This window comes from Photorhabdus bodei, assembly GCF_003287735.1.
GTDB lineage: Bacteria > Pseudomonadota > Gammaproteobacteria > Enterobacterales > Enterobacteriaceae > Photorhabdus > Photorhabdus kayaii.
Genome location: NZ_NSCM01000010.1, coordinates 1 through 23083, shown reverse-complemented (window position 1 = coordinate 23083; position 23083 = coordinate 1). Strand labels below are relative to the sequence as shown.

General features: G+C 39.5%; 23 protein-coding genes, 2 tRNA genes and 1 pseudogene. 4 read left to right on the top strand and 22 right to left on the bottom strand.

The features are described from left to right. Window positions 1–35: 35 nt before the first annotated feature. Complete coding sequence (locus tag CKY02_RS09320) at window positions 36–395, top strand: nuclear transport factor 2 family protein (RefSeq protein WP_112895119.1); 360 nt, start codon at window positions 36–38, stop codon at window positions 393–395. A gap of 52 nt (window positions 396–447) precedes the next feature. On the opposite strand, the gene CKY02_RS26260 is transcribed toward CKY02_RS09320, so the two are convergent. The 20 genes from CKY02_RS26260 to cspE all read right to left on the bottom strand — a co-directional run bounded on the left by CKY02_RS26260 (window position 448) and on the right by cspE (window position 19481). Then, a complete protein-coding gene (locus tag CKY02_RS26260; protein WP_274382150.1) occupies window positions 448–573 on the bottom strand; it encodes a hypothetical protein in 126 nt (41 codons plus the stop codon). 367 nt (window positions 574–940) lie between these two features. Next, window positions 941–1204, bottom strand: coding sequence for a GNAT family N-acetyltransferase (locus CKY02_RS09315; protein ID WP_112895074.1), 264 nt, complete (start codon window positions 1202–1204; stop codon window positions 941–943). Further along, window positions 1204–1989: a class I SAM-dependent methyltransferase gene (locus CKY02_RS09310; RefSeq protein WP_112895073.1), complete on the bottom strand. Its 786-nt coding sequence runs from the start codon at window positions 1987–1989 to the stop codon at window positions 1204–1206. The genes CKY02_RS09315 and CKY02_RS09310 overlap by 1 nt, the downstream gene beginning before the upstream one ends. After that, the gene (locus CKY02_RS09305; RefSeq protein WP_193493102.1) at window positions 1986–2261 is read right to left on the bottom strand and encodes a 3-isopropylmalate dehydratase small subunit; all 276 of its coding nucleotides are present in this window, start codon (window positions 2259–2261) and stop codon (window positions 1986–1988) included. Before CKY02_RS09305 ends, CKY02_RS09310 begins: the two co-directional genes overlap by 4 nt. Window positions 2262–2288: 27 nt before the next feature. Next, window positions 2289–2939, bottom strand: coding sequence for a protein phosphatase CheZ (gene cheZ / locus CKY02_RS09300; RefSeq protein WP_112895072.1), 651 nt, complete (start codon window positions 2937–2939; stop codon window positions 2289–2291). A 9-nt stretch (window positions 2940–2948) separates the two neighbouring features. Further along, window positions 2949–3338 (bottom strand): chemotaxis response regulator CheY, encoded by a 390-nt coding sequence (gene cheY, locus CKY02_RS09295; RefSeq protein ID WP_011146127.1) that lies wholly within the window; start codon window positions 3336–3338, stop codon window positions 2949–2951. Between the two features lie 69 nt (window positions 3339–3407). Then, the gene (locus CKY02_RS09290; protein WP_112895071.1) at window positions 3408–4460 is read right to left on the bottom strand and encodes a protein-glutamate methylesterase/protein-glutamine glutaminase; all 1053 of its coding nucleotides are present in this window, start codon (window positions 4458–4460) and stop codon (window positions 3408–3410) included. Continuing rightward, complete coding sequence (cheR, locus tag CKY02_RS09285) at window positions 4453–5340, bottom strand: protein-glutamate O-methyltransferase CheR (protein WP_112895070.1); 888 nt, start codon at window positions 5338–5340, stop codon at window positions 4453–4455. Before cheR ends, CKY02_RS09290 begins: the two co-directional genes overlap by 8 nt. Before the next feature lie 6 nt (window positions 5341–5346). Continuing rightward, window positions 5347–6981, bottom strand: a complete 1635-nt coding sequence (locus CKY02_RS09280) for a methyl-accepting chemotaxis protein (protein ID WP_112895069.1) — start codon at window positions 6979–6981, stop codon at window positions 5347–5349. A gap of 53 nt (window positions 6982–7034) precedes the next feature. Beyond that, window positions 7035–8729 (bottom strand): methyl-accepting chemotaxis protein, encoded by a 1695-nt coding sequence (locus CKY02_RS09275; RefSeq protein WP_112895068.1) that lies wholly within the window; start codon window positions 8727–8729, stop codon window positions 7035–7037. Between the two features lie 170 nt (window positions 8730–8899). Beyond that, complete coding sequence (cheW, locus tag CKY02_RS09270; protein ID WP_011146122.1) at window positions 8900–9397, bottom strand: chemotaxis protein CheW; 498 nt, start codon at window positions 9395–9397, stop codon at window positions 8900–8902. 52 nt (window positions 9398–9449) lie between these two features. Continuing rightward, complete coding sequence (cheA, locus tag CKY02_RS09265) at window positions 9450–11495, bottom strand: chemotaxis protein CheA (RefSeq protein ID WP_112895067.1); 2046 nt, start codon at window positions 11493–11495, stop codon at window positions 9450–9452. 2 nt (window positions 11496–11497) lie between these two features. Further along, the gene (motB, locus tag CKY02_RS09260; RefSeq protein WP_112877896.1) at window positions 11498–12499 is read right to left on the bottom strand and encodes a flagellar motor protein MotB; all 1002 of its coding nucleotides are present in this window, start codon (window positions 12497–12499) and stop codon (window positions 11498–11500) included. Further along, complete coding sequence (gene motA, locus CKY02_RS09255; protein WP_112895066.1) at window positions 12496–13383, bottom strand: flagellar motor stator protein MotA; 888 nt, start codon at window positions 13381–13383, stop codon at window positions 12496–12498. Before motA ends, motB begins: the two co-directional genes overlap by 4 nt. A gap of 136 nt (window positions 13384–13519) precedes the next feature. Further along, a complete protein-coding gene (gene flhC, locus CKY02_RS09250; RefSeq protein WP_112895065.1) occupies window positions 13520–14101 on the bottom strand; it encodes a flagellar transcriptional regulator FlhC in 582 nt (193 codons plus the stop codon). Between the two features lie 3 nt (window positions 14102–14104). Beyond that, window positions 14105–14455, bottom strand: a complete 351-nt coding sequence (gene flhD, locus CKY02_RS09245) for a flagellar transcriptional regulator FlhD (protein ID WP_112895064.1) — start codon at window positions 14453–14455, stop codon at window positions 14105–14107. Between the two features lie 2546 nt (window positions 14456–17001). Then, window positions 17002–17184: a hypothetical protein gene (locus tag CKY02_RS09240; RefSeq protein ID WP_112895063.1), complete on the bottom strand. Its 183-nt coding sequence runs from the start codon at window positions 17182–17184 to the stop codon at window positions 17002–17004. 808 nt (window positions 17185–17992) lie between these two features. Further along, on the bottom strand, window positions 17993–18691 hold the full coding sequence (locus CKY02_RS09235; RefSeq protein WP_162120013.1) for an MgtC family protein: 699 nt from the start codon (window positions 18689–18691) through the stop codon (window positions 17993–17995). Window positions 18692–18765: 74 nt separating this feature from the next. After that, window positions 18766–18900 (bottom strand): hypothetical protein, encoded by a 135-nt coding sequence (locus tag CKY02_RS26255; RefSeq protein WP_274382151.1) that lies wholly within the window; start codon window positions 18898–18900, stop codon window positions 18766–18768. Between the two features lie 368 nt (window positions 18901–19268). Beyond that, window positions 19269–19481 carry a transcription antiterminator/RNA stability regulator CspE gene (gene cspE, locus CKY02_RS09230; protein ID WP_011146114.1) on the bottom strand — a complete coding sequence of 71 codons (213 nt, stop codon included), beginning with the start codon at window positions 19479–19481 and terminating at the stop codon, window positions 19269–19271. A 609-nt stretch (window positions 19482–20090) separates the two neighbouring features. On the opposite strand from cspE, the gene CKY02_RS09225 reads away from it, so the two are divergent. Further along, window positions 20091–20597 carry a YlaC family protein gene (locus CKY02_RS09225; RefSeq protein ID WP_112895062.1) on the top strand — a complete coding sequence of 169 codons (507 nt, stop codon included), beginning with the start codon at window positions 20091–20093 and terminating at the stop codon, window positions 20595–20597. A 144-nt stretch (window positions 20598–20741) separates the two neighbouring features. Beyond that, window positions 20742–20817 (top strand) — tRNA-Asn (locus CKY02_RS09220). A gap of 146 nt (window positions 20818–20963) precedes the next feature. Here CKY02_RS09220 and CKY02_RS09215 read toward each other — a convergent pair. After that, window positions 20964–22040: a hypothetical protein gene (locus CKY02_RS09215; RefSeq protein ID WP_112895061.1), complete on the bottom strand. Its 1077-nt coding sequence runs from the start codon at window positions 22038–22040 to the stop codon at window positions 20964–20966. Between the two features lie 714 nt (window positions 22041–22754). Between CKY02_RS09215 and CKY02_RS09210 the strand changes: the two genes are divergently transcribed. After that, a tRNA-Asn gene (locus tag CKY02_RS09210) sits at window positions 22755–22830 on the top strand. A 50-nt stretch (window positions 22831–22880) separates the two neighbouring features. Here CKY02_RS09210 and CKY02_RS09205 read toward each other — a convergent pair. Beyond that, window positions 22881–23083 (bottom strand): annotated as a pseudogene (locus CKY02_RS09205) (IS4 family transposase); the annotation flags it as partial.

Below are 23083 nucleotides of genomic sequence, written 5' to 3'. Positions count from 1 at the left end.
TGTCGGTAAATAAATAAAACAGAGGACAAAACATGATGAACCGAATAGATGAGTTAACCGCAGAACTTCTCAGCTCAATGAATCAGTATGATATTAAACGATTGGATAATATTTTTTCCGAAGATATTTCAATTTATTATCCGGGTATTCCTCCAATGGTAGGTAAAAAAATGTCGCTTATTTTTCTCAAGAAACTGTTCTCGAATTTTGAATATTTACATTTTAGGCAAACTGGTTTCATTGCTAGTAATAGCCAGGCTTGCGTTATTTGGGAAAATGAAGGGCGTCGTAAAAATAGTGATATTTATAGCAATATGGGCGTGACATTAATCGAAATTATGGACGATAAAATAGTTCTCCTCAGCGATTACTTTAAATTTGAAGTGCCTCATTAAGTAGGATATCGCTGTAATAAAAATTTGGAGCTCTCTGGATATTGTATTTGGCTTAGATATTATCGCTACGCTCTTGTTTTATTAGTCTGGCTTGCAAGGCGAAAGGTGAAACGGCGGCTATATACCCGTCATCTTTCAAGTTGCCTCTTTGTTGGCTGCACTCGCTCACCCCGGTCACATAGTTATCTATGCTCCCGGGGATTCACTCCCTTGCCGTCGCGATGCATCTTGAAATCCATAGGGTATAGTGATATATTTTTATAATTATCATAAGTATATGTATTTTCCCACTGATGTGTATCTTCAAGTTGATATTCATTAAGTTTTCAGCTTTGTGCATGAGTTAATAAATTCAATAACCAGAGGTGTTCCTGAAAGGCCTGCGAAATAATATATGAGAGAACCAGATTATCGGCATATTTCGCTAATTGTATGCCCTGCCACAGAACAGGCGGGTAATACTGTTTATCTGATAATAAAAGATAGAGATCGTGTTCGTTGGTATTAAAAGGGCCTAAATATTCAAATTGGCAAATGATATTGAGTCATTTGCTGGCAATTCCCCGGTTCCTGAATGCCGATAATACAGATAAATAACTGAACGTTAAATTATCGTCTTCTTGCTCAATTAATACAACCGCAACACCCTGATTATCATATTTAGCAATTCTCCAATAAATTAACTTCTCCAGAATACTGACAGGCGTTTTATTCAGTGCTGTCGGCAGATAAACGTCTTGCAAGAGTGCCAATATTCCCTTGATATTTTCCTCAGTTGGTATAGAGAAGCTGATCACTATTTCTGACATTATTCGTTTCCAGAATTAACCTGCTTAACAACCATAAACAGTTGGCTTTCATATAAAATTGCCAATTTCCCCTCAAATTGATATTTATCCACCAGCATTTTTAATCTTTCGATAAATAACTCACCGTGAACAGCTAAAGCACGTTGCACTTGAGTCGATGAACGACTCATCCCGATAAATGCTTCGCTAGGAATAGGCATACTCCAATGGGTATTGAGTGTAATATGGAGGACATTTTCATGCAGGAATGCCGTATTCAATTCCTGCGCATAGTCAAAATCCCGATAGTGACGGCTATAGTTAGGGCTTAATTCTTCCAGCAGATTTTCATACTCATTCAGAAATTCACTATGCCGGTAATCTCGGTTATTTTGCAGGATCGCTATGATGCCATTATCTGCCAGACTGTTTCTGACCAGATTTAATACTGTTGTCCGACCCATCCATTGAAAAGATTGTGCTGCCATGATCAGGTCAGGATTACCCACATTGGCGAGATGCTGTTCGGCACTGCCATGTAACCAACTGACCCATGGCAGTTTCTGTTTACCGGTGTCGATCATATCCTGCGAAATATCAATGGCAGTGTAGTGGTGTTGCTGACCAAGCAGATTTGCCAGCCCCTCGAAAGCAATGCCGGTTCCAGCACCAATATCGACAACAGACAGTGCCCTGTCTTTAGGCAGCCAGTGGCAAATTTCACGGAAAAGTGCTTGCGGGTAACGAGGGCGGTAGCGATCATAACCTTTAGCCAAACCATCAAATTTTTCTTTATGCTGTGTCATATTATCCTCTGCTCCTTCTCTTTGAGTGATGGGATTTCGGGCAATTGATTAAAAATGTAATTGAGTCGTCCACCTACGTGGACAACGGCCAACATTTGTTCGGATAGTGGATAAAAAACCGCTAATAAAGTGCTCACCGCCTGTTCCCTTGAACTGCCAATATCAAAAATACCATTACAGACAATGATATCTCCGGGTTGAAGTGTAGAGACAAACTCAGTAAACCGGTTTTTAAACAGATGAGGAGCCAGTTGAGCTGGCTCGGTGTACATGTGTTCAGCGGCCCCTGCCACGTTTATTCAGAAACCTAAGCTATCCAGTAGATCATCAACCTGAGCCTGATTAGCAATAACGCCCACGCCGTTTTGGTTCACCTGCGGACCATTTAGTAAGCTGTCAGCCTCTTTCTTAGTTTTCGCCATCTGATCAGCCGGCATGTTTTCCATTAATACCATCACTAACTGTTTTTCTATTTCCTGAATAACATCCATCATCCGCTTGATAACTTGACCGGTAAGATCCTGAAAGTCTTGTGCCATCATGATCTCCAGCAGTTGAGCGTTAGTGAAAGCAGTATGTTCAGGTACCGAATTGAGGTAATTCCGGGTATCCATAACCAACGAGCGTGCCACAGGCATCTCAACTGGGTTTTCAAACCACTCATCCCAACGTTTTTTCAGTGATATTGCCGATGATTCTAACTCATTCTGACGAGGTTGCGCCGCTTCAACGCAATTAAGCGCCCTTTCCGCCGCCTGCGCTGTCATCTGCACAACATAGTCCAGGCGTTCTCTTGCATCGGGTATTGCCTCAGCGGCTTGGGCAATGGTTTGATCCAATCCCAATTCACGTAAACTATCACGCAACATACGCGTAAGCTGGCCGATACGGCTGATAATTTCACTGGCACTAATGGTCTCATCCCTTGGCATGACTGGATTTACACTCATTATGTCTCCTTAGAGGCCCAGTTTTTCAAATATTTTGTTGAGCTTTTCTTCCAGAGTAGCTGCGGTAAAAGGTTTAACAACATAGCCACTGGCACCGGCTTGTGCGGCTGCAATGATATTTTCTTTCTTCGCTTCTGCGGTCACCATCAAAACCGGTATCTTAGCCAATTGGGCATCTTCACGAATGATTTTTAGCAACTCTAAACCATCCATATTGGGCATATTCCAATCAGAGATGATAAAGTCAAATTGCGATGCACGAATCTTAGCCAGAGCTTCTGCCCCATCTTGAGCTTCTTCTACATTATTAAAGCCCAATTCTTTTAAAAGGTTACGAACAATGCGACGCATGGTTGAAAAATCATCAACCACCAAAAATCTCAGATCCTTATTCGCCATAAAAACTCCTTGAAATTATTTACCAGTCAGCATAGAGCCGCTTAAAAAATTAAATTTATCCGATAGCCGTTAAATACGGACAGCTTGCCCCGAGCTTATTTTTGCCAGCATGCTCTTGCTCATTTTGAGTATATCCATGACCTCATCCACCGCCCCCATTTGTATTGCCGCTCTTGGCATACCAAATACCACACAACTTGCTTCATCCTGCGCCAATGTGTACGCTCCCGCTCGCTTCATCTCTAGTAAACCCGCTGCGCCATCACTGCCCATGCCGGTCAGTAACACTCCGACAGCATTCTTCCCGGCAAATTTAGCAATTGATCGAAACAACACATCTACAGACGGACGATGACGATTAACAGCCGGTGCATCGGAGATCAGAACCTGGTAATCAGCACCATTACGACATAGTTCCATATGACGATCACCCGGAGCAATGTAAGCATGCCCCGGCAAAATCCGTTCACCATTTTCAGCCTCTTTTACGGTAATTTGGCTAAGTTTATTCAGCCGTTCAGCAAAAGAACGGGTAAAACCAGGTGGCATATGTTGAGTAATAAGTAGTGCCGGGCTAGTGACAGGTAACGGTTGCAACAAATTCTTTATTGCTTCCGTTCCTCCAGTAGAAGCGCCTACTGCTATCAGTTTTTCACTGGATAACAAAGGCTTAAAACTTAAAGGAGCAGAACTTACGGGTGTGATTATTGGTACAGATAATTTAGCCTGTGCTGCTGTCCGTATTTTCTCCGCGATAAGTTCACTGTAAGCCAGCATGCCTTCACGAATACCCAATTGAGGTTTGGTTACAAAGTCAACAGCACCAAGTTCCAATGCCCTTAATGTGATTTCAGAACCTTTGGCTGTTAGAGAAGAGATCATAACCACCGGCATTGGCCGTAAGCGCATTAATTTTTCCAGAAAATCAATACCATCCATGCGTGGCATTTCAACATCCAGTGTAAGCACTTGTGGATTATGCTTTTTAATCAGATCACGTGCTACCAGTGGATCTGGCGCACAAGCCACTACCTCCATATCCGGGTGACTATTGATGATCTCTCGCATGATTTGACGCATAAGCGCTGAATCATCGACACAAAGAACAGTTATTTTATTCATGACCTCTCCTTGCCCGACCTACACCGTAAACGGTCTGTCCTTGCAAGTAGAATTCCCGGCTTATTTGAGTGACATTTTCAGAATGCCCTGCAAAGAGCAATCCATCGGGTTTTAACAAAGAAACAAAATGGCGCAGTATCCGTTCCTGCGTCTTTTTATCAAAATAAATCATAACATTACGGCAAAAGATGGCATCAAACTTCTCTTCAAATGGCCAATTGGGATCTAACAGGTTTAGATGCTGAAATGTCACCATGTCAGCAAGTTGGGGCCGGACACGAGCATAACCCTCATAAGATCCAATACCTTTAAAAAAGTAACGTTTTCTCTGTTGATCGGTCAGTTGACGCAATTCATCCAGTCGATAAACCCCTTTGCGTGCTTTTTCCAATACATGGGTATCAATATCACTGGCAATAATTTTTGCCCGGTGAAAACGCTCCCCTAAGACATCACTTAGCGTCATTGCAATCGAATATGGCTCTTCTCCTGTCGATGCCGCCGCACTCCATACCCGGTACGATCCATTTTTTTTACTTGCATGTTTAGCTAACAGAGGAAAATGATGAGCTTCCCTGAAAAACGCCGTCAGGTTAGTTGTCAATGCATTGATAAACTCCTGCCACTCCTCACTATTCATGTCATTTTCAAGAATGAACAGGTATTGCCCAAAATCACGTATTTCAAGGGTACGCAAACGCCGAATTAAACGGTTGTAAACCATCTCCCGTTTATGTGCAGCCAGCACAATACCCGCACGTTGATATATGAGCTGGCAGATGCGCTCAAAATGCGCATCTGACATGGTATAACGCTGAATCATGTGATGCAGTGGCGAAGATGGCAAACTTGTCACTGAAGCAATTAAATTTGATTTCATCTGGCCTCAGCGAGTCTGATTGACTGCCCCTTCGCTATCCGCAGACTTCAGCGTCAGTGAAAGTTCATTTTCAAGCTTATTTTCTGAATTATTGGGTAACTCAAATTGTGCCACTATTTGCACCAAAATATCGGCCTGGTCTTCAAGTGCCGCCGCCGCCGCCGCTGACTGTTCAACCAATGCCGCGTTCTGCTGAGTAACCTGATCCATCTGTGTAACAGCTTGTGCTACTTGATGAATTCCCCGACTTTGTTCATCAGATGCCGCAGCAATTTCAGCCATCAGATCTGTAACCTGGTTTACAGAAACGACCAATTCATTCATGGTCTTCCCTGCATGACTAACCAACTCGGAACCTTGGCTTACCCGCTGAACGGATTCACTAATTAATGTCTTAATCTCTTTCGCTGCTTCGGCACTTCGCTGAGCGAGATCCCTCACTTCACCAGCAACAACAGAGAAACCTCGGCCTTGCTCACCTGCCCGTGCGGCTTCTACTGCCGCATTCAATGCCAAAATGTTGGTCTGAAATGCAATACCATCAATGACGCTGATAATGGCACTGATTTTCTGTGAGCTATTGGCAATTGCATCCATTGTTTCCACAACATCAACTGTCAGTTCGCCCCCTTTAGAGGCTGTTTTCGATGCAGATACCGCCAATTCACTGGCCTGGCGAGCATTTTCCGCATTCTGACGCACAGTTGCAGTCAGTTGTTCCATACTGGCTGCCGTTTCTTCCAGTGATGCAGCTTGCTCTTCAGTGCGGGAAGAGAGATCGGTATTACCCTGAGTAATTTCCTGAATACCATTATACATCAAGTTAGTATTCTCTTTTACCAAAGTAATGGAATTAACCAATGAACGTTGCATTTCACGTAATTTTAGGAACACTTCACCAATTTCATCTTGAGTAAAAACAGAAACTTCTTTATTGAGTTTTCCTTCCGCAACATTCTGGAAGTGGCTACGCATATTGGCAAAAGGTCTGAGCAGATTCTTTTTCAACCACCAATGAGCCGCCCAGGCAACAACCAGTACCATTAATATCGCACCTGCAAACATGGCAACTGAAATTTGGTAATAAAGACGACCATCTTGAACGGCGGTGGTAATCTCCTCACCGATATATTGCATATAATGATTGAAATCAGATTCAAGTTGCTGCTGATACTTTTCTGTCGGCTGGTCTAAGAATGCATCATAATTACCACTTTCTAAAAAAGCCGAGAGTTCTCTAAGCGCTTTGATATATTCCTTATAACTGGTTTCTACCGAGGCCAGCAATACACTACTACCATCCTCGTCATTCAATTTAGGCAGCGCAATAAACTCAGCAAAATGCATCTCAGCCCTATCTAAGGTCTCCTTAACATTAGCAACCATGCTGCCAATATGATCCTCAGATTGTTGCAGCGTTTTCCCTACAGCGATTCGATTAAGTGTATTACGCGATTGCAGCAGAGCTGCCCAGCTCAACCCTAAGGTATCCCTCTTCTGTGTTCCCAGATCAATCCGTTCAATATAAGACTGATCTGCGTGAATGATTCCAAGTGATAAACCACTTGAGATTATCTGCATTACACAAAACATCATCAGTAACAGATATAAACTGGTTGATATACGAAGCCTGCCTAACATGTAATCACCTCTGTTAACGGCTGCATGTGCAGCCGTAGTTATCGCTTAGTGTTTTAAAATGTTTCCCAATTAGCTTGTTCTTCCACATTGTTGGCTTTCTTCAACACCAGTGGATTCGATTTAGCAGGAGGAGTCTTAGCCACAGGTAAATGCTCAATTTTCATTTCGGGTTGAGATTTATCGCCAAGATTTGGCAATTGGAACAGAGAAACTAGTTTCTTCAATCCAGCGGCTTGATCTTCCAGTGCAGCCGCTGCTGCCGCGGATTGCTCAACTAAAGCAGCATTTTGCTGTGTTACACGATCCATTTCGGAGATAGCCAGGCCAACCTGAGTTATCCCTCTACTTTGTTCATCGGATGCAGATGCAATTTCACCCATAATGTCAGTTACACGGGTGACTGAACTGACAATGTTATTCATTGTTTCACCGGCGCTCTCAACCAAGACAGAACCGGTATCTGCGCGGCTTACTGAATCTTCTATTAATGTTTTGATCTCTTTTGCTGCCTCAGCACTACGCTGTGCAAGGTTACGCACTTCTCCCGCCACAACAGCAAAACCTCGCCCATGTTCACCGGCACGTGCTGCTTCCACTGCGGCATTCAGCGCCAAAATGTTAGTCTGGAACGCAATAGCATCAATAACACTGGTAATATCGGAAATCTTCTGAGAACTACCGGCAATTTCACGCATTGTCTGTACAACATTCGCCACGACTTTTCCACCCTGGCGTGCAACTTCAGAAGCACTATCAGCCAAGTTACTTGCCTGACGAGCATTTTCCGCATTTTGGCGTACAGTTGCTGTCAATTGCTCCATACTGGCGGCGGTTTCTTCCAAAGAAGCAACTTGTTCCTCAGTGCGAGAAGAAAGATCATTATTTCCAGCAGCAATTTCACTGGTTCCGTTATAAATACTTTCACTGCTTTGACGTACACTACTGACAGTAGTGATAAATTCTTTTTGCATATGCTTCAAGCCAACAGCCAGCGTACTCATCTCATTTCTGCCTGAAACAGTCACATTTTGTGTTAAATCACCGGTAGAAAGTGCCTTAATATTCTCCAATAATTTGTTTAACGGATTCAGCAAACTATGTTTAATGCTAACCCAACTAAAAATCATGGCTGAAACCAGAATCAGCATGATAATACCCAACATAATCACCGCATTTCGGTAAGAGATACTTGCATCAAATACCACATCAGAATAGAGATGATCGTTTTGGGTCAAATAGAAGTTATATTCTTCCTCAAAAGCACTCTGATATTTGCCCGTTGGCTGGTTGAAAAATTCTACCGCCCGATCATGTTCAAGCAGAACAATAAGCTCATGAAGCGCTGAAATATAAACATCATAGGCTTTTTTAAGGCGATTAAGACTTTCTGATTCATGAATAGGCAATTTAGCGGTCTGTTCGTATTGTTCAAAACGCTGCTCTGCGATAGAGAGGTTACTTCTGGCATCTGTCAGTAACTGCTCCAGTGTGTAGTAATTATCGACTCCCTCATCTTTTTTCATCATGTAACGAATGCCAGCACGGTTCAAATTGTTACGGGCCTGTAACAAATTAACCCAAGTGTCATTCAAAAATGTCTGCTGTTCCCGCATTTTATCCAGTATTTCTAGATTTTCCTTGTTACTTTTCAACTCATGGAAGAAAAGCCCTCCAGATATAAATTGCAGAGCACCAAATAATATGATGACCGCCATCAGTCCGGTCACTATTTTCATTCGGTTAAACATGTTTTCCCTTTTTACAATAGATCAGCATGGCTCTGTTATCGGCATCATCAAAGGAAACTTTACTGGTCGTATAAAAGAAATTTGAATATTTTTTCTGACGAAATTAACGAGGGATAGACAAAAAGTAGCTGCCATCTGTCGATGTCGATGATGGCAGTGATATTTAATGATTAACTTTTAGCTACTGAATCTACCAGAGCCATCTCTTCACTGTTAAGCAACTTCTCAATATCCACCAAAATCAGCATGCGATCATCAAGTGAACCCAATCCTGTTAGATATTCGGTAGATAATGTTACTGCAAATTCAGGTGCCGGACAGATTTGCTCAGCTTTGAGCGATAAAACATCCGAAACACCATCAACTACAATACCCACCACCCGGTTTAACAGATTCAAAACAATAACAACGGTATTATCATTATAGGTAACCGTTTCCTGAGCAAATTTAATTCTCAGGTCAATAATAGGCACAATAACGCCACGCAGATTGGTTATCCCTTTAATGAATGCCGGCGTATTTGCAATACGGGTAACCTGATCATAGCCCCGTATCTCCTGTACTTTCAGTATTTCGATACCATACTCTTCATCACCTAGGGTAAAAACTAAATATCCTTCCCCGGCAGTTTCTCCTGACAATTTATTAAACGCTTCTATGGCCGACATGATCTTACCTTTTACTGTGAGATTGACGATTTTTCATGGAGATCCCCCCCATTCAGTGCTTATTTTTTGCTAATAACTCAGCTTTGTTGAGTGCCAATTGGTCATGATTGAGTTGCTGCAAGGCAGAAACATCAATAATCAACGCCACACTGCCATCACCCATAATTGTGGCAGCGGAGATCCCGGGTACCTTGCGATAGTTACTTTCGATATTTTTCACAACCACCTGATGCTGCCCAACTAATTGATCAACCAGCAAGGCATAACGTCGGCCAGCACTTTGTACAATCACAATAATCCCTTTCGTCGGATCTGTCTTTGCATCAGGAATATCAAAAACTCGATATAACTTAATGAGTGGCAAATATTCTCCTCTGACATGCAATAATTTTTCATCTCCCGCCAAGGGATAAATATCTTCTTCCTGCGGTTGAAGAGAACTTACTACTGCACTTAACGGCAAAATAAACACTTCGTCATTCACTTTCACTGACATACCATCAAGGATTGCCAGTGTCAGAGGTAACAAAATCCGCGTCACTGTCCCTTTACCCGCCTGGAAGTTAATTTGGATTTGCCCTCCCATTTCCTGAATATTTCGCTTAACTACGTCCATTCCTACACCGCGGCCAGATACATCTGTTACAACTTCAGCCGTGGAAAAACCAGGCGCGAAAATCAACATCGCAACCTCTTCGTTACTCATGTTTTCACTGACTGAAAGCCCTTGTGATGTCGCTTTGGCCAGAATCTTTTCACGGTTCAACCCGGCGCCATCATCTACAACTTCAATACAAATATTCCCGCCCTGATGTTCAGCAGAAAGTGTCAAGTTGCCCGTTTCAGGTTTACCCACAGCAAGCCGAGCTTCTGGTTCTTCAATACCATGATCTAGACTGTTACGGACTAGATGAGTCAGCGGATCAATAATGCGCTCGATTAAACTCTTATCCAATTCAGTGGAACTGCCAACCAAAGTGAGATCCACTTTTTTATTCAGCTTGCTAGCAAGATCCCTGACTAAACGCGGGTAACGGCTGAACACATATTCCATCGGCATCATACGGATAGACATCACAGATTCTTGCAAATCTCTGGAATTTCTCTGTAACTGAACCATGCAATTTAGCAAATCGCCATGCAAAGTCGGTTCAAGAGCGTTACAGTGCTGAGCCAACATAGATTGAGTAATAACCAGTTCACCAACCAGATTTATCAGTTGATCAACCTTCTCAACCGCAACCCGAATACTGGAAGATTCTGCCCGTTGACGTGGCGATCCAGCCGGTGGTATCGGCGCAGGACGCCCGGCAGGCGGTGTGGAACCTTTCTCCGGCGTAGTTGTTTTAACGACTTTAGCTGTATCTTTATTTTTAACTTTGTCTTTGGGTTCAGCTACCGGCAAGAAAGTGATCTGTTCCGGTTCAATAACAAAACAGAGAACTGCCGTGATATCATCCTCTGTGGCTGATGTTACCAATGATGCTTCAACACTATCCCTAGTCTGTTCAGCATCATAAACCTCCCCCAGATTACTCAGCTCATCAAGCATCAGAGAAACTTCACGCTCTTTCAGACCAGAAAGATGAACCCGAACTCTACCTTGCTGATTTTCAGTCGCAACAGGTTCCGATTTTAATTCTGGTTCAGATTCAGTCACCTCTGGCATCACCGCATCTATGACAGACTCAACCCCGCCTTCATTCTCTCTCTGTACTTCCAATGCAAGCTGGCGCAAAGTCTCACAGATGTAGGTAAACGCACTTTCATCCGGCTCCTGAGAACTTTTATAGGCATCCAACTGTTGCTGCATAATATCTTTCGCTTCTAAAAACAGGTTGATAATATCAGTCGTCAGACTCATTTCATCTCGTCTGGCACTGTCCAGCAAATTTTCCAGAACATGCGTGGTTTGCTGTAGTTTGATAAAACCAAAAGTCGCAGCGCCACCTTTTATTGAGTGGGCACTACGAAAAATAGCATTCAATTGCTCCTGATCTGGCGCATCAGGATCGAGCCGCAATAGATGCTGCTCCATATCCTCCAGCAATTCGTCTGCTTCATCAAAAAAAGTCTGATAAAACGCGGTAATATCCATCGTTACTTTGTCACCTTGGTCGGTACACGATTAGGCTCAGCACTCAACGACGCTGGTGCTGGCTGGGCCAATACTGTGATTTCATTGGACTGTTGTGTTGGCCTACTTTCAGCTGAATCCTTTCCAATCACCTCGTGAATTTCCTTACTATCATTAATAATCAAGGAATCGCTGCCGGTGTTTTGCTGTTCAATCCGCTCTTCCGCTTGTTTATTGAGCACTAAAATACTGATGCGACGGTTAACCGGTGCACTGGCATCTTCCTGTTTCAGACGAACCGTTGAAGCCATACCAACCACCCGCAATATCTTTACTTCATCCAGCCCACCTATCAACAGCTCTCTCCTTGATGCATTCGCCCGATCTGCGGAGAGTTCCCAGTTACTGTAACCACGCTCACCATTAGCATATTTCAAGTCATCGGTATGACCTGATAGGCTGATTTTATTGGGAATATCGTTCAAGATTGGCGCAATAGCCCGCAAAATGTCACTCATGTAGCTTTCAACTTTTGCACTGCCAACCATAAACATTGGCCGGTTTTCCCGGTCAATAATCTGAATACGTAACCCTTCATCCATCATGTCAATCAACAGATGTGGACGTAATGCTTTAAGGCGAGGATCCGTAATGATCAATTGATCAAGTTGCTCACGCAGCCTATTTAATTTGCGAGCCTCATCATTAGCTTCAACGACTTCAACCTGACGCAGAATATCGCCTTCTTGATGAAGCACATCTTCCCCTCCACCTGGAATAGGATTCGAGCTATCACTGCTACGCTCCCCTTTATTAATTGCAACTTGTAACGGAGTACGGAAATATTCTGCAATTCGAGTCAATTCTTGTGGGCTGGAAATTGCCAACAGCCACATAACTAGAAAAAATGCCATCATGGCGGTCATAAAATCAGCATAAGCAATTTTCCATGAACCACCATGATGTTTGATGCCATTCCTTTTACGTCTTTTCACCCTAATGACAGAGACGTTACGCGCCTTCATGCCTGTTCTTCAGTTTCTTGTTGAACAGGTGATTTTACCCGGCGAACATGTTCTTCCAACTCAGTGAAAGAAGGGCGATCTGTGAGATACAGTGTCTTACGACCAAATTCAACCGCAATTTGTGGAGCATAACCATTCAGGCTGGATAATAATGTCACTTTAATGCATTGCATCATTTTAAGATGTTCACCGCTGCGCTGACGTAACAATGTTGCCAATGGCGAGATAAAACCATATGCCAGCAAAATACCGAGGAATGTCCCAACCATTGCATGAGCAATCAGCACGCCAAGTTCTCCTGCCGGGCGATCCGCCGAACCCAAAGCATTAACAACCCCCATAACAGCAGCGACAATACCAAAAGCAGGAAGAGAATCTCCAACCATCATCAAGCTGGTTGCCGGAATCTCGCTTTCCTGCTCATAAGTTTCAATTTCTTCATCCATCAAAGCTTCAATTTCATGGGGATTCATATTGCCACTCACAATCAATCGCATGTAGTCAGTGATAAAATCCATCAAATGCCTATCCTTAAGCAAACGCGGATACTGGGTGAAAATATCGCTCTGCTGAGGATGTTCGATATCTCGCTCTAATGCTAAGAGACCATGCATGCGAGATTTTGCTAACAATCGAAAAAGCAACGCCATCAGATCCATATACATCACCTTGTTATATTTAGATCTACGCATTACCTTTGGCAAAACACGTAATGTTGCCTTAATCGCTTTTCCGTTGTTACCAACAATGAAAGCACCGATACCAGCACCAGTGATAATTAAAAATTCAGCGGGTTGATAAAGTGCGCCCAAATGACCACCTACAATCAGGTAACCACCGATTACCGCACCAAAAACTACGATATATCCTAAAAGTACTAACACGCGATATCCTTTAGCTAAGTTGGTGAGCGGATGGGAAGTTGAGCAGTTTGAATCCAGAATGGTTGTGGTTTCAATACAGGTTACAGGAGGAAAAAGTAAAATCTGTAACCTGTAGGAATAATTTTCCCATTTAAATTCACACTGCGTGCTGAGCAAGTCCATCCAGCAGTTGTGAATTAGTATCGGCAGACTCAAAGGAAAGTTTACGTTTTTTTACTGCACGTGATGGAGGTTGGCAAAGGCTACAAACAAAGCTATTCACAGGTTGATGAGCATGAGTAATAAAAGTTCCACCACAGGTCCGACATTGTGAAGGTTGCAACATGCCACTGTCCACAAAACGTACCAACGTCCAGGCACGAGTCAACGCCAAAACCGGCGCGTCCCCTTCAACAGGAGGACATTGTTCAAGATAGAGTCGATACGCTTTAACAACAGCCTCTACACCTCCACAATAACCACTCTTGAGTAAAAAACGATAGGCATTATAGAACATCGATGAATGAATATTCTGTTCCCACGTCATAAACCAATCTGTTGAAAAAGGCAGCATCCCTTTGGGCGGGGGACTCCCCCTCAATTCTTTATAAAGCTTAATTAGTCGCCCTCTGCTCAATTGTGTTTCACTTTCAAGCATTTGTAACCGTGCCCCCAAAGTGATGAGTTCCATCGCCAATTGTATATCCTTAGCTTCTTGAACTATACTTTTCTCGGCCATCTTTTATGCTCTTTTTTTCACTGACGTATCGTCTTTCGAAAATAACTTCTGAAACAAATGAGTAGATAACAAAATGCCTGTATGTATTTGTTGTAAATCATCCACTCGAGATTCCCTAGTAAGCTGCTGAATAGTTTCACTGTCTTCGAACCGGAAATTACAGACTAATTGATTAGTCTCAGCGAGCTTGACCAACTGAGGTAATGTCAATTCAGACAACGTATCAGCCATAGAATCGCTAATACCTAAACGGAACATCGCTGACGCTTTTTCATGGTTAATTAATCGCTGAGCTAAAAGCAAATACGATAAATTTATGTCATAAATATGTTTGAGCAATTCAACCGTACTCATTTCTCTATCCCGTCCGATTACATTAAAAAATCAGTTAAGTGTTCGAAAAACCACTCGTGACAAAATTCCTAAAATAGCTTAGGGATCAATAATCTCTTACATAACTAAAATATACAGGCTTAGTCAGAGCAGTAACCATCCTTTGTATTACTTTTGATTCATCTAACTTCAAAAATATTACGGTAGTGAGTTGAAAAAGTATTATTGCGTTACCTGATATAACATTTTTCATTAGCGATTAAGAATATTCTTAATGCAGAACAACTTTACTCCTGAATCATCAACTTATACAACGGAAAGAGGGCGCAATTTTAAATACTATGTGACATAACTCACAAAAACAAGGGCTTTTAATATGCATTTAATCGATGAATTGCTCATTAACTATTCAAACAATTAAATAAAATCCGAATTCTCAATTTTAATAAGTTAAATTATCTAAATAAAAATATTAGATATATTTTTTGATTTTATACGATCTATTAAACTTATAAATTTAAAATAACGATAAAAAATCCTATCCTGAGTCAAACTAACACTAAAAAAGACAGTTTTATCCCTGACTAATAAGTGTAAACAATAATCTTATTCTGAGATTCAGCATCGCCGCTTGTACGATAAAACAGATTGAGTTTATGTAAAATTTGGTTGCAAAAAAGATACAGGTATGATCACTTTTCGTTTAGATTTGTACCTTTTTTAACCAAAAGGCTTAACTAAAAATACATACCACCATGCACAGATAACACTAACCATACAAAAATAGCATAAAATACAGTAAGATAATGAATAAAAAAACAACTATAACAACATTTTATTGATTGCATAACAATCAATATCCAGCATAGAGATAGCCAGAAAAATCGGTCTATTTCGACTCCTGACAACCCAAACAGCAACAAAATTAATTAGAAAAACTTATCAAAAGTTGTATCTCATAATATAATAATACGCAAAACCCCTCTATTGATTACTTTATCTTTTTCATCTTTAGTCTTCATACCTCAAATTAATCATTAATTAAATTCACACATTGTCAATATATATATTTTAAATATATTAGGTATTTTAAACTAATTGAATGTGATTTATTATCCTTACAATCTGCTTTAAAATTCTATAAGAGATACAATTCCAGAAATAAAACTTCCAACCCACATAAATATATAACCTTATTAAATATCTATCATAAATTAAATTACCACTCTTTATATAATACAAGAAATGAATAGTTTACACATTAATATTTAAATAAAAACACACGCTATTTCCCAATTCATATTCTTATGATACAAATCAAGTGAAATATTAAAAGTCATTTTTTCCATTTTTCATTATTTCATGTAATATTTACGACTATCATCCCAAAAACATTATTTATACATATAAAAAACACAGCTAATAATGTCATTAACATATATCAAAAATGTCATTTTATTAAATGATAAGAATAGATAAAACAATTAACTCTATAGGAACAAAATAATTAATTGAGATTTACCGCACAAATAACTAATAGGAATAGAGATAAAAATCAATATCATTTCCCATCAGAATAATGAAATCAATAATCATTGGTGATATAAATATCCTGATATTCCATAAAAAAGATGAAAAAAATAGGATTTTGATAAGAAATTTATTTTCCTATATAAATAATAGTGATAATTTTCCGAGTAATTATAACTATTCCTCAAATATGACAGTTAATGCAACAACAGATTACAACCTAACCTAATCACAGAAACACTCTCAGAACAAAGGCACTAAACCCAATAGTCCATCAAACAAGAAGGGAATATAGCTATCGAGAATCATTATCAATTATGTAATCAATAACACTGGAAATGCATCTGTTTTTTGGACAAAACACATCCTTTATATGCACAATATATGAACAAAAGATATCTGAAAAAATAACAATTCAATACACTAATCTGGCTAAAATAAAACCTGATGAACAAAATTTTTCACTAAAAAATTATAAATATCAACATATATATCTATAAGATAAAAATGAAACAAACTAGCTCCACCAATACCATAGAATATCCAACATTTTTAATACCTCATTTATAATGATCTTCTCAGGAACTGTTTAATCCATTTTACCTCAATGTAAAAAAACCAAGAAATATCACACATCAGATCTTGTACTAGTAAATGAATATTTTGCGCCAAAAAGAATGGAATAAATACTCTGGTAACCAACATTGAAAAAACATTCCAAAATTCAAACTTGCCGTTATATTCAAGCACTTGATAATACTCCCACTCGCCTCTCTTCTCTTAACGGCCCTTCATTTGACACCCCTAAATTCTTATCAAGCCTAGTAATATCTATCGCTTTTTTTGCACTATCTGTACCTTTGCTAACAAAAACTCCTACATCAGCGTATCTCAATACCACAGCACCATTAATGTTATCATCAAGAAACCAACTGTATGCCCGTTCTTTTGCAATACAGGATTTTTACGATACACAGTTTGCTAAATACCAATCTGATTTCATTTCTCAAGATTTCAGTCACCATCAACTCTGTTTGTTAGAATGCCAAAATAACTTTGAGTTCTAACCCTACATCATGACAAATCCTGACAGTAATAGCAGAATTATCCACGGTAAGAACTCCTGCTGCTGTGTTACTCTTTCTTAATACAGAAATAACAGGGACCACACTCCCCTCCACTGGATCAAGGAAAGTTAGCAACTCCTGTAATATCATCATTCTTTCATCACCATAAAGATGACAAACGTTTTTACTTTATCATCGGATAAATATCGAACTGTTAAATTAATACTCTAAAATTTTGTCTGATGGCAACCATCAGCCACTTCCATTATTTTTTCACGACATTCTCCATCAAGCAGAATTATTATCTATTTTACTCTTATATAAGAACAAACTTAGATCACTTCTTCTACTTACCCTTTGAAAATAATTGATATTTTCACTGAAAATTCTGAGCAATAATGAGCAGCTGATGGAGAACCAAATTAAATATCAACTCATCAATTTTTCTGTACCCACGTATGATACCTATATCAGGTTTACCACGGCTAAATTCTGATATGAGAATAGCAATGTTCAACAGTCAGTCCAGTGACAAAACCAAGGCTAAAAATACCGCATCGAACGATTTTTACCTAGAGAAGCATTAATCAACAATACCATCCGAAACTATTGCTAGCATAAAGCAAATTTGTAATCAACTTGGCTTACGACTAAACGTCAGCTGAAATCTACATCAACTATAGATTTAATTGTAACAACAGTAACTATTTGACCGGTACCACTTCGCATATCTGCCTCAAATAGCAGCAAGAACATCATCTGGTACAAGATATTCGATCAGTCATTCTTAGTACCAGGATCCGCAAAATTACAACACAGTGCTGAATGATTTCTTAATTAACGTTGCCTAACCGAAAGAACACACCATAGGCAACGTTTTGTTTGTTTCTTATGACGAAACACCATTCGTCAACGGTGATTCCTTATCAAACTAGTGATCGCTGTTTTACACAAAAGATTTTCAGATCGGTAGTTCAGAAGCAATTTTCCAGTTTATTGAGCTAACGCTCTTTTCCAGACTTATACGACAAATAATTGCTTCTATCTCTTTTTGCTTATCCAGTGTTGCTAACACTTCAACGCACACTTCAAATTTTCCAGGTTGAACTCTATCAGCGAAACTCAGTGATTTTAACCTCACAGCTACTCCATTGAGAGCCTGTAATACCAAAGTTCTCACCAGAATTTCGTCATCACTGTCACACACTACGTGAATTTTATAACACTGTACTTGATCAATGGCCTGCGGCCTGGGTTGTAAATTAATACGTTGGGCTGCCTCACGTAACAATATATTTGCACAAAGAATAATGGCAGTTGCTATCGCAGCTAGCCAATATTGCCCAAGACCACACAGCACACCAATTCCAGCAGAACACCATAAGGTTGCTGCGGTATTTAATCCACGAATGTTCATACCTTCCCGCATAATGACACCCGCACCAAGGAAACCAATGCCTGAAACAACTTGTGCAGCAATACGACCAGCACTATCGGGTGAAGTTGTTATTGAACTGAGGATAAAAACTGCTGCACCGGTCGCAACTAATGCATTGGTTCTTAAACCTGCCATACGTTGACGCCATTGGCGCTCAGCACCAATTAATGCGCCAAAGCACATAGCCGATAATAAATGAAAGACAAAAGGAGTTATTAACATGACATTCTCCATACAACCGAATGGATAAATAATCATGTGCATTTATTTTGCACACAGAAACGTATGCTGAATGTTTAATTCAGCCCTACTTTCTGTCCATACCAGGAGGTAACAAAGCGTAAATATATAACAGCATAATAAAAACCCAATATATACCCGTTATCTTTCAAGTTGCCGCTTTGTTGGCTGCACTTGCTCACTCCGGTCACATAGTTACCTATGCTCCCGGGGATTCGCTCCCTTGCCGTCGCGATGCATCTTGAAATCCATAGGGCACACTATCCCGGCTACTTGACCAAGTACCGGATAACACCATTCTTTGAGTAAGTACAGCTCAGATATTTTGAGTGGTACTGCCCGCTTTATTTGGCAAGCAGCAAATCGGAAGGAAATAAACAGCTTGCCGTTTTATTGTCTATTTAGCTGAAAACTTTGACTATCCAATGGCTATCTCTCCAATAAAATTCGTACAAAGTATAATCAGGAGTAATTAATAAGTAAAGAAAGATATGACTTTAGCAAACAAAAAGCCCGTTACTATGGAAAATAGTGACGGGCTTCAAAATCATCCAAACAATCAGATAGCCATTACGTTTGCTGCTGCTGGACCTTTCGCACCATTTTCAATGGTGAATTCTACGTTCTGGCCTTCTGCTAAAGTTTTGAAACCGTTACCCTGAATGGCAGAGAAGTGAACGAATACGTCTTTACTACCGTCAGCTGGGGTGATGAAACCGAAGCCTTTAGACTCGTTGAACCACTTCACTTGACCTTTCATTTTGTCAGACATTGTGACTTTCCTATATATCAAAAAAATTTTGCCACCATTGGGCATGTATTGGCCAGTTATATCAGCTATTACTTATGGAGGCACTAAGAAGGAAACGCGTCAACAAAGGCTATCTGAGGATAACACTTACACATAACTCATTAACTCAAGATGTCGTACATAAAGTAGGTCTGTTTATCAGGCCGGCTGCATTAACTCATGATAGAAAAGGAATAGCAACCTTTTTATGCTTTGGTGTTTTAAAAAAAATATTTATGCTCATTATTAAAGCAATAATTTAACAAACAATGTCATTAGTTATAAATTTTTTTGATTTATTCAACCTTTATCTTAATGAAAGCATTAGAGTTAATCTTAGTCAATAACAATTGGCAGATTAAAATAAAACAACTGATCTACGTAAGATCACCTCCCCCATGCTAACCTTAAGGGCAATATACCTGTCATCCTTCAAGTTGCCTCTTTGTTGGCTGCACTCACTCACCCCGGTCACATAGTTATCTATGCTCCCGGGGATTCGCTCCCTTGCCGCCGCGATGCATCTTGAAATCCATAAGGTATATAGTTATGAAAATATTTCACTTTTCTTTTGCTTAATCAGGTCAATATATGAATATCATTAAACAGATACTGATTCAGGATCTTGAACGAATCAACATCGAAGAACAACGTGATGGTAAACCCCGTTTTAACAGCCAATTTATCAGCAACCATCCTTATCTCTGCCTGGCTATGCTTGTATCCTACCTGTTTCTCGCTGCACTTATTTGGTACGCCCCATATTTTAGTTTACTTTCACTGCTAGCTTTTACAGTACTCTTCATTATTATGTCGGCGGTTTTATTACTCGAAATCAAACCTGTGTATCGGTTTGATGATATCGGCGTACTTGATCTACGGGTATGTTACAACGGCGAATGGTTCGTCAGCGAAAAAATCTCAGACTGCGCAATCAAAGAGCTTTGTTCCCACCCTCATGTTCCATTGGCAATAAAAGATGAAATCAAGCGCATTATACAAATGAAAGGTGAAATTCATTTTTATGATGTTTATATCATGATGTTTCCTGAGCAATCCCATATAGCAACATCGTTACCGATCATGAATAGCCGATAATGAACAAAAGTACTCAATTTCAGTGAAATAGCACAGTTATAAGACAATGCGCTCATATGGCAAGCAAATAATAAACTAGTAAGCTTTTTTGCATTGACAGCGTTTCAATTGATCGCTAGTATCCGCCCCGTTCTCAAGAACGATTCCTCCATAGTTCAGTCGGTAGAACGGCGGACTGTTAATCCGTATGTCACTGGTTCAAGTCCAGTTGGAGGAGCCAAATTCAAACTTGGAGATGCTAAAGAGAATCTCTAGTACGCATGGAATAGCTAGTATACAAAAATATGGCTAGCATGCAAAAAAGCCCAATAAGAATTGGGCTTTTTTTCTATGTAAGCAGCAACACATTCGCCGGCACCAAAATAATCAATCCAGAACTACCTTATAAATCTTCTCTTTAGATTTATGCAATACATTCAATTCACCAACAAATGATATTTCGTAGTGAATTCTTACCTGACCATTACCTATATAATTAAAGAAATCAATTCCACCCGGTTGACCATCTGCATTTTCTTCAGGCTTAATTACAGCTAACCGAAAAATATTATCTTCACTACCTTGTAAAGAATCTATCTTTAATACCAATTCCCCTGTATCTTGATTGTCAGCAGAATACCCTCTTATGTGTACTGTGCCTTTTTTCAACTCCTTATCTTTAAGTTTTACATCGTTGACCAAAATATTGATGTCATAATCAATAATACTCTCACCAATTGGCCGGCCCCTATTTTCATCATACTCTTCAATATAAGGCACTTCTAAATCACGACGGACCTGGACTGTTGCAGAATCTTCATCAAGCTCTACAAGTACACGTTGAATAGCAGAAAATCTAGCAGTACCGCTTTCGCTAATAGTATAATAAAGGCTATCATGTTTACCTTCAGTAAGGAGATCATTTTTCACCGGCAAACTACGAATATCACCGCTATTTTGTACACCAGGAACAACTTCAACATTATCATTATCAAAAACAAATTTCAGTTCATGTTTATCTAAAATATTAGAATCAGTAAAAAGTACTCTAACTCCTGCTTTTATATCATCACCGCTAATAACATTATCATAATGTGCCGGATATACAGGTGCTGCCAATCCCACTGACTTTAGTTTAAATCGACTCAGAGCGGCTTTCGCTACCACACCACCACTCGCATCCGTTACTTCGGCATCAAAGCCAATTGTTGCATTAACTCTCTGATCTGTCTTGATTTTTACTAATATTTCAGATGCTCTACTAATGGGATCAAATATGCTATTGTTATTTACGATTTCATATTCGCCCTCATTCAAGCCATTCACCACGATTTTACTTTTGTAATTTTCTAATGATACAGAACCATCATCATCCTGTAGAACTACAAACAATCGTAATGGAACGTTAAACCAGTCTTTATGTGAAACCCAGTTAGTTACATCAGTATTAATTAAAAACTTCATGACTTCTCCTCATCTGTTTTATAAAAATCACCAGAAAATTAACCACTCTTTTCGGGGGGAATATTATCTGCTTATTTTATATTTAAAATTATTTCCACCTCCTTACCAATTATTTAATTTAAAATATTTTTTGAAATAGTTTTTATTCATTTCATTGCATTTTATATGCATATACAAATACATTATTAGAATCGAGAATATCTTAGTATATTAGCAAAAAATGATATTTCATTATTAATGTCAAACTCTTTATCATTCGCTTTGGCGTGGATTAATATCATGTTTTCCAAATCAGATATCAAATAATAAATTACTTTTTCAGTTAATAATTATAGACAAGTAAATCCGATAATAAATATCAAAATACAATAAGTGATCTGTTAAAACAGATAAAATAGGAAAATTACTATGAAATATAAAAATATCATAAATAACACAAAGAAAAAATTATCTAATATATATTTAATTATATTTTTAATGCTCATGATTAATTATTTTCTAAATAAAAATATAGATGGTATTTTCACCATCTAATTATCATGGGTAAATATCAGTTAACTCTCGCGTTTCTTGAGCTGAAAAATTTAATTGACAAAAAAATGGTAAAAAACATCATTATTGAACATCAGTTAACCAATCAAACTCAATTTTTACTTTTCCCCTTTGACAAGCCCAAAATACCCAGATATTATTCGCCTCGTTGTCAAGGACAATTCCTCCATAGTTCAGTCGGTAGAACGGCGGACTGTTAATCCGTATGTCACTGGTTCGAGTCCAGTTGGAGGAGCCAAATTCATAAGAAGCCCGCCAAGTGCGCTGAGGAATCCCCACAAATCAGCGCTAATAAATCAAAACCATATTTTGGTAGATTTTGGCGAGGTGCTTGAGTGTTTTATTAAGCACTATTTCAAATAATATTAGCGGAGAATGGCGTAATACATTCTCCGCTAATGTTAGGTGAGAGATGACTCTTCTTGATTTGATACTATTTGCCTGATAATTAAGGTGTATTCCTTTATTTTCGGCATAAAAACCAATCAGCC

Excerpts from the sequence above, each read along its gene's own strand:
- CKY02_RS09320 (WP_112895119.1), top strand. The coding sequence starts at position 36 with ATGAACCGAATAGATGAGTTAACCGCAGAACTTCTCAGCTCAATGAAT.
- CKY02_RS09315 (WP_112895074.1), bottom strand. The coding sequence starts at position 1,204 with ATGTCAGAAATAGTGATCAGCTTCTCTATACCAACTGAGGAAAATATC.
- CKY02_RS09310 (WP_112895073.1), bottom strand. The coding sequence starts at position 1,989 with ATGACACAGCATAAAGAAAAATTTGATGGTTTGGCTAAAGGTTATGAT.
- CKY02_RS09305 (WP_193493102.1), bottom strand. The coding sequence starts at position 2,261 with ATGTACACCGAGCCAGCTCAACTGGCTCCTCATCTGTTTAAAAACCGG.
- cheZ (WP_112895072.1), bottom strand. The coding sequence starts at position 2,939 with ATGAGTGTAAATCCAGTCATGCCAAGGGATGAGACCATTAGTGCCAGT.
- cheY (WP_011146127.1), bottom strand. The coding sequence starts at position 3,338 with ATGGCGAATAAGGATCTGAGATTTTTGGTGGTTGATGATTTTTCAACC.
- CKY02_RS09290 (WP_112895071.1), bottom strand. The coding sequence starts at position 4,460 with ATGAATAAAATAACTGTTCTTTGTGTCGATGATTCAGCGCTTATGCGT.
- cheR (WP_112895070.1), bottom strand. The coding sequence starts at position 5,340 with ATGAAATCAAATTTAATTGCTTCAGTGACAAGTTTGCCATCTTCGCCA.
- CKY02_RS09280 (WP_112895069.1), bottom strand. The coding sequence starts at position 6,981 with ATGTTAGGCAGGCTTCGTATATCAACCAGTTTATATCTGTTACTGATG.
- CKY02_RS09275 (WP_112895068.1), bottom strand. The coding sequence starts at position 8,729 with ATGTTTAACCGAATGAAAATAGTGACCGGACTGATGGCGGTCATCATA.
- cheW (WP_011146122.1), bottom strand. The coding sequence starts at position 9,397 with ATGTCGGCCATAGAAGCGTTTAATAAATTGTCAGGAGAAACTGCCGGG.
- cheA (WP_112895067.1), bottom strand. The coding sequence starts at position 11,495 with ATGGATATTACCGCGTTTTATCAGACTTTTTTTGATGAAGCAGACGAA.
- motB (WP_112877896.1), bottom strand. The coding sequence starts at position 12,499 with ATGAAGGCGCGTAACGTCTCTGTCATTAGGGTGAAAAGACGTAAAAGG.
- flhC (WP_112895065.1), bottom strand. The coding sequence starts at position 14,101 with ATGGCCGAGAAAAGTATAGTTCAAGAAGCTAAGGATATACAATTGGCG.
- flhD (WP_112895064.1), bottom strand. The coding sequence starts at position 14,455 with ATGAGTACGGTTGAATTGCTCAAACATATTTATGACATAAATTTATCG.
- CKY02_RS09240 (WP_112895063.1), bottom strand. The coding sequence starts at position 17,184 with ATGATGATATTACAGGAGTTGCTAACTTTCCTTGATCCAGTGGAGGGG.
- CKY02_RS09235 (WP_162120013.1), bottom strand. The coding sequence starts at position 18,691 with ATGTTAATAACTCCTTTTGTCTTTCATTTATTATCGGCTATGTGCTTT.
- cspE (WP_011146114.1), bottom strand. The coding sequence starts at position 19,481 with ATGTCTGACAAAATGAAAGGTCAAGTGAAGTGGTTCAACGAGTCTAAA.
- CKY02_RS09225 (WP_112895062.1), top strand. The coding sequence starts at position 20,091 with ATGAATATCATTAAACAGATACTGATTCAGGATCTTGAACGAATCAAC.
- CKY02_RS09215 (WP_112895061.1), bottom strand. The coding sequence starts at position 22,040 with ATGAAGTTTTTAATTAATACTGATGTAACTAACTGGGTTTCACATAAA.